Annotated in this window: 5 protein-coding genes and 1 pseudogene; 3 read left to right on the forward strand and 3 right to left on the reverse strand. The window is 70.6% G+C overall.

Going from position 1 to position 5,737, the window contains the following annotated elements; all coding sequences use genetic code 11:
• The 3 genes and pseudogenes from RB628_RS39135 to RB628_RS39145 all read right to left on the reverse strand — a co-directional run.
• Positions 1-226 (reverse strand): annotated as a pseudogene (locus tag RB628_RS39135) (nicotinate phosphoribosyltransferase); the annotation flags it as partial.
• A gap of 40 nt (positions 227-266) precedes the next feature.
• Positions 267-884, reverse strand: a complete 618-nt coding sequence (locus RB628_RS39140) for a hypothetical protein (protein WP_318325415.1) — start codon at positions 882-884, stop codon at positions 267-269.
• A 145-nt stretch (positions 885-1,029) separates the two neighbouring features.
• Positions 1,030-1,848, reverse strand: a complete 819-nt coding sequence (locus tag RB628_RS39145) for a universal stress protein (RefSeq protein WP_318325416.1) — start codon at positions 1,846-1,848, stop codon at positions 1,030-1,032.
• A gap of 257 nt (positions 1,849-2,105) precedes the next feature.
• On the opposite strand from RB628_RS39145, the gene RB628_RS39150 reads away from it, so the two are divergent.
• From RB628_RS39150 to RB628_RS39160, 3 genes are all read left to right on the forward strand, one after another.
• Positions 2,106-2,981 carry a universal stress protein gene (locus RB628_RS39150; RefSeq protein WP_318325418.1) on the forward strand — a complete coding sequence of 292 codons (876 nt, stop codon included), beginning with the start codon at positions 2,106-2,108 and terminating at the stop codon, positions 2,979-2,981.
• Entirely contained in the window at positions 2,974-4,536 is a 1,563-nt protein-coding gene (locus RB628_RS39155) for an AAA family ATPase (protein WP_412180798.1), read from the forward strand. Before RB628_RS39150 ends, RB628_RS39155 begins: the two co-directional genes overlap by 8 nt.
• Before the next feature lie 193 nt (positions 4,537-4,729).
• Positions 4,730-5,737: alcohol dehydrogenase catalytic domain-containing protein (locus RB628_RS39160; RefSeq protein WP_318325419.1), on the forward strand; the 1,008-nt coding region annotated here is incomplete at its 3' end.

A 5,737-nucleotide genomic window follows, 5' to 3' on the forward strand; every position in this document is an offset into this window, starting at 1 on the left:
GAGGCCGGTGCAGTGCCGAGGCGAAGGCATCGACGTCCTCGGCGTCGACCCGGAAGCCGGACAGGAAGTCCAGCGACGACTCCAGGCCGGAGGCCACCAGAAAGCCGCGGTCGGGCGGCATGTCGCGGACGAACAGGCTGAACGTCGCCGGGCCGGTCATCCCCTCCCGCAGGTACGACATCGCCATCGTGACCTCGTACAGATCGGTGGTCGTCGCATCGGACATCTGCGTCACCTCCTGGACGACGCCCCAGGGCCCGGGCCTGTCACCTGCGGAACCGCGTGGACCACAGGGGCTCCACCCGGTCCCATTCGGCGTCCCACTGCGCGTACCTTCTGTGGTCCAGCGCCAGGCGCACGCCTTTGCGCGCGGCGACGTAGCCGGTGTACACGCCGACCGCTGTCATGCCGCCCATCAGCCAGCCGCTGGCATTCGCGTTGCTCGCGGACATCGGGGGGTCCTGAACGGTTCCGTCCCGGTCCACCCAGATCCGCACGGTCGAGCCTGCGGTCTTGTCCAGCGGTACGGGGGCGGTTCCCGTCTGCTGCCGGCCGTCCTCACCGATCCAGCTGAGCTGTGCCTTCTGCTTCTCGTCTGCGGCACTGCCCGGTGCTGCTTCGGGGGCCGAGGTCACCCGGGCGGTGACCTGGAACCGCTCTGCGGACTGGGCTTGAACGGTGCGCATCGTCGACTCGTGGAATGCCAGCCCCGCGCTCACCGAAGCCACGGGCAGTCCGAGGACAAGGACCGCCAGCAGGAAACCGGAGCACCAGGTCTCGACCCGATCGGACGTGCGCCTCAGTGGGTTCGCGCCCTTGGGCGGGTGCTGCTCCTTGTGCGGTCGGTGGGGACCGGGTGCGTGCGGTGGATCCTGTGCGCTCATGGTCTGGCCTCCAGCTGTTGCTGGTGCGTTCCCCCACCTCGTCTGGTTCCCTCACCACCCTCCAACGACGGCGGAGCCCGATCACGGGGCCGAAGGTCCCTGCCGACCGGCCACTCGACCCACCTGCTCGTCGCTCGTCACCGGTTCATATCTGCGGAACGACCGCGATCGGACACGGCGCGTGATGCAGCACCGCGTGGTTCACCAAGCCCAGTTGCAGGCCGACGTGCCCATGTCGCCTGCGGGCCCCGACGACGAGCAGATCAGCACCGGACGCGGCATCCAGGAGTGCCCGTCGCGCCGAGCTCTCGACCACCTCACTGCTCGCAGGAACGTCCTGGTACTGCTGCGCGGGGTCGCGCAGCGCGTCAGCCAGCACCTGCTCCGGCGGGCGCTGCAGGGCTTGGAGGGCGTATCCGGACAGGCCCGGAGGCCCCGGGTTCCCGACCGGGACACCCCAGGCGTGCACAGCCACCAGCCGACAGCGCCGCACATGGGCCTCGCGGAACGCGAACTCCACAGCCGTACCGCTGCCGTCCCCGTCCTCGACTCCCACGACGACGCTCCCGAACCGGTCGGCACGGTGCTCCACCCCACCACGCACGACGACTACCGGACAGTCGGCATGAGCGGCCACGGCCAGGCTGACCGAGCCCAGGAGCAGTCCGGTGAGATCTCCGAGCCCTCGGGATCCGAGTACCAGCACGAAGGCATTGCGCCCTTTGCCGACTAGGGCGGACGCCGCGTCCTCGTGCAGCACCTCACTGGAGAGCCGCACGGTCGGCGCGCCCTTCCGGGCTCGCTCTGAGGCGACGGCGACCAGGTCGGGCGCCTCGTAATCCACTGCGGCCGCGTGCACGAGATGGAGTGGCACCTCGTGCCGGACCGCCTCATCCGCGGCCCAGTCCACCGCCTCAAGACTCGCCTCGGACCCGTCGATGCCGACCACCAGGGGAACCACCACCGCTCCCACCTCCTTCGTTCCGGACCTTCACGCCCTTGCGCGCCGCCTCGCCGGAGCCCACATGCGCCGCGAGGAGATCTGGGGTACTCCTCGATGTAGAAGCGCCGTGTTCTGTCGGTCGGCGCCGACGTTCGTGCGTCGCATCGAGCACGCCCCGCAGCCGGCCTGCACGGCCACCGACGCACGGGGCGGCAGCAGTCCGGACAGTGACCACGCTCACCGTCCTTCCAGCTTCGTACGAGATGGAGGCAGTCGCCATGGAACGAGTCCTCACCGTGGGTCTCGACGGCTCACCCGAGAGCCTCGCCGCCGCTCGTTGGGCCGCCGACGAAGCCGAGCGGCGCAATCTCACCCTGCGCCTGCTGCACGCGTGGCCCCTGCTCGCGCCGGAACCGACCCGCATCCCTGCGGAAGTCGACCAGAACTACTGGGCGAAGCGGCTCATGCACAACGCCCAGGCGGAACTTCAGGCGCGCAACCCGGGCCTCACCGTCGTCGGCAACCTGGTCGCCGACGACGCCCAGAACGCCCTGCTCCAAGCGGCGTCGGAGTCCGAGATGCTCGTGCTCGGCTCGCGGGGCCTGACTCCCGTGGAGAGCTACTTCCTCGGCGACATCAGCATGTCCGTCGTGGCACGCGCCGAGCGGCCTGTGGTCTTGGTCCGCGCCAACCGGCGGGAAGAAGGCCACACCCCCGAATCAGGTGCACCAGGCGATGTGGTGGTGGCACTGAAACTGCACGGCCCGTGCGACGAGCTGCTCGAATTCGCCTTCACCACCGCCGCGGCGCGGGGCGTACCCGTCCGCGTGGTCCATGGCCGCAGCCTGCCGATCCACGCGTACGCCCCCTGGGGCGTCGACCACACCGTGACTCAAGAGGAAAGGCAGGACGCGCAGAAGAGCCTGAGCCAGGCCCTCCGCCCCTGGCGTGAGAAGTTCCCGGGCGTGGTTGTGGCTGACACCATCCGCCTCGACAGCCCCGCCAGGGCCGTCGTAGGAGCCGCCGCGGGCGCCGAGTTGCTGGTCGTCGGCCGACGAAAGCACCACCCTCCCCTGGCACCACGCCTGGGCCCCGTCGCCCAGGCCGCCGCCCACCACGCCCGTTGTCCTGTCGCCGTCGTCCCCCATGACTGAGCCGAGCCACCACGAAGAGCCGATGGCGCCGGTGCGGCGAGCCGACGCCCCCGCGACCCCGTCCCTCCCGCGCGCGGAGGTGCGCGAGACCCACACCGCGGTGGTGCTCTTCGTCGGAGACCGCGCCTACAAGGCGAAGAAGCCGGTCGACCTGACGTTCCTGGACTACACCACGGTGACCGCCCGGCGGACAGCCTGCGAGCGGGAAGTCGTCCTCAACCGCCGCTTCGCCCCTGACGTCTACCTCGGCGTCGGCGAATTCCGCAGCCCGGACACTGACGCGCCCGAGCCCGTCGTGGTGATGCGCCGCATGCCCACCGAGCGCCGCCTCTCCCGACTCGTACGGGAAGGCGCGGCCACCGACGACGCCCTTCGCGCCGTCGCCCGGCTGCTCGCCACCCACCACGCGAACGCACCTCACAGCGGGGAGGTGAACGAGCAGGGGACGCGCGACGCACTGTCCTCACGCTGGGAAGCGAGCTTCGCCCAGGTCCGCGCCCTGTCCGACGATGGCACCGCGCCCGATGGGGTGGAGGAGATCGAGCGCTTGGTGCGCCGCTACCTCGCCGGCCGCGAGCCCCTGTTCGACACGCGGATCGCGCAGGGGCGGGTGGTCGACGGCCACGGGGACCTGCTCGCCGAGGACATCTTCTGCCTCGACGACGGCCCGCGCGTCCTGGACTGCCTGGAGTTCGACGACCACCTGCGTTACGTCGACGGCCTCGACGACGCCGCCTTCCTCGCCATGGACCTGGAACAACTCGGCGCCCCGGAAGCCGCGGCGTTCTTCCTCGCCGAGTACGGCGAGTACTCCGGCGACCCGGCACCGCCCTCCCTGCGCCACCACTACGTCGCCTACCGCGCGTTCGTCCGTGCCAAGGTCTCCCTGATCCAGGCACGCCAGGGCACGCCCGGCGCAGAGGCGGCAGCACGCCGACTGATCACCACCGCCCTGCACCACCTGCGCGCCTCCGCCGTCGGCCTGACCCTCGTCGGCGGCCTCCCGGGCAGCGGCAAGTCCACGCTCTCCGGCGCGCTCGCCGACCGCCTGGGCGTCACCCTGCTCAGCAGCGACCGCCTCCGCAAGGAACTTGCGGGCATCCCCACGGAGCAGCCGGCTGCCGCCGCCTACGGCGAGGGCCTGTACACACCCGAGTGGACCAACAAGACCTACGCCGCCCTGCTCGACCGCGCATCGGCCCTATTGTCCCAGGGCGAGTCCGTCGTCCTGGACGCCACCTGGCACGACGCGGGACAGCGCGAAGCCGCTCTGCGCATGGCCGAGCACACCCACGCCGACCTCGTCGCCCTGCACTGCCAGGTTCCGGGCGAGGTGACCACGACCCGCCTCGCCACCCGCGCGCCCGGAGCGTCCGACGCCGGCCCCGACGTGGCCGCCGTCATGGCTGCCACGGAACCGCGATGGCCCGAGGCCGTGAGGGTCGACACGAGCGGCTCCCTGGAGGCCGCGGTGGTCCAGGCACTGGCAGCGATCCGCCCGCACGCCGACAGCCAGGCCCCGGTCTTCCGTCGTCCCTACATGGAGCCGGACTAGTAATGGCCGTCCGCCCGGACGGGCATGTCGGCTTCCGGTGCGGGAGCACCGACGAGGCCGGGCTGAGCGGCTGGCTGTCACTGATCTGCGCTGTCCGACGGTCCTGAGGACTCCGACAGTCCCAGTTGCCCCGACGTGCTGCGAGGGCGACGGTGGAGGGAAGGCAGCCGAGGTAGCCAGGGAGTGGGTGACCATGCGAGCACTCGTCTACCACGGCCCCGAACAGACCTCCTGGGACACGGTCGCGGATCCGGCGATCGAGGACCCGACCGACGCGGTCGTGCGTATCGACGCCACGACCATCTGCGGCACTGATCTGCACATCCTGCGCGGCGACCTGCCCGAGGTGAAGCCAGGAACGGTCCTCGGCCACGAGGCCGTCGGCGAGGTGGTGGAAGTGGGCCGCGAGGTGCACTCCATCGCCCCGGGGAACCAGGTGATCGTGTCGTCGGTCTCGGCCTGCGGACGCTGTGAATTCTGCCGTGACAGCACGTACGGACAGTGCCGCGGCGGGGGCGGGTGGATCCTCGGGAATCTGATCAACGGCACCCAGGCCGAGTTCGTACGGGTGCCCTTCGCCGACTACTCCACACGACGACTGCCCGGCGCCGTGACGCTGGAGGACGCCGTCCTGCTCGCCGAAGTCCTCCCCACCGCCTACGAGGTCGGCGTGCGCAACGGACACGTGAGCCCCGGGGACACCGTCGTCGTGGTCGGCGCCGGCCCCGTCGGACTCGCCGTGGTCATCACCGCGCGGATCTACTCGCCGCGCAGAATCATCGCCGTGGACCGGTCCCCTTCCCGGCTCGAAGCCGCAACCCGCCTGGGGGCCGACTCCGCCGAACTGCCGGGGCGGCTGATCGCCGATCTGGCCGAGGGTCCTGGCGCCGACGTGGCCATCGAGGCGGCCGGAGATCCGGAGAGCTTCATCCTGTGCACAAGGGTCGTACGCTCGGGCGGGCATATCGCCAACATCGGCATGCACGGTAAGCCGGCCATGCTGCATCTTGAGGCGCTGTGGCGCAAGAACATGACGATCAGCACCGGCCAGGTCGACACCTCCTCCACACCCTGGCTGCTCGACCTGGTGACATCCGGACGCCTGCACATCTCCCAGCTCGTCACCCATACCTTCGGCCTCAGCCAGATGGAGGACGCCTACGAGGTCTTCTCCCACGGCACCGACACCGGCGCCCTCAAG

Origin of the sequence: Streptomyces sp. ADMS (assembly GCF_033441795.1) — a bacterium.
Taxonomy (GTDB): Bacteria; Actinomycetota; Actinomycetes; order Streptomycetales; family Streptomycetaceae; genus Streptomyces.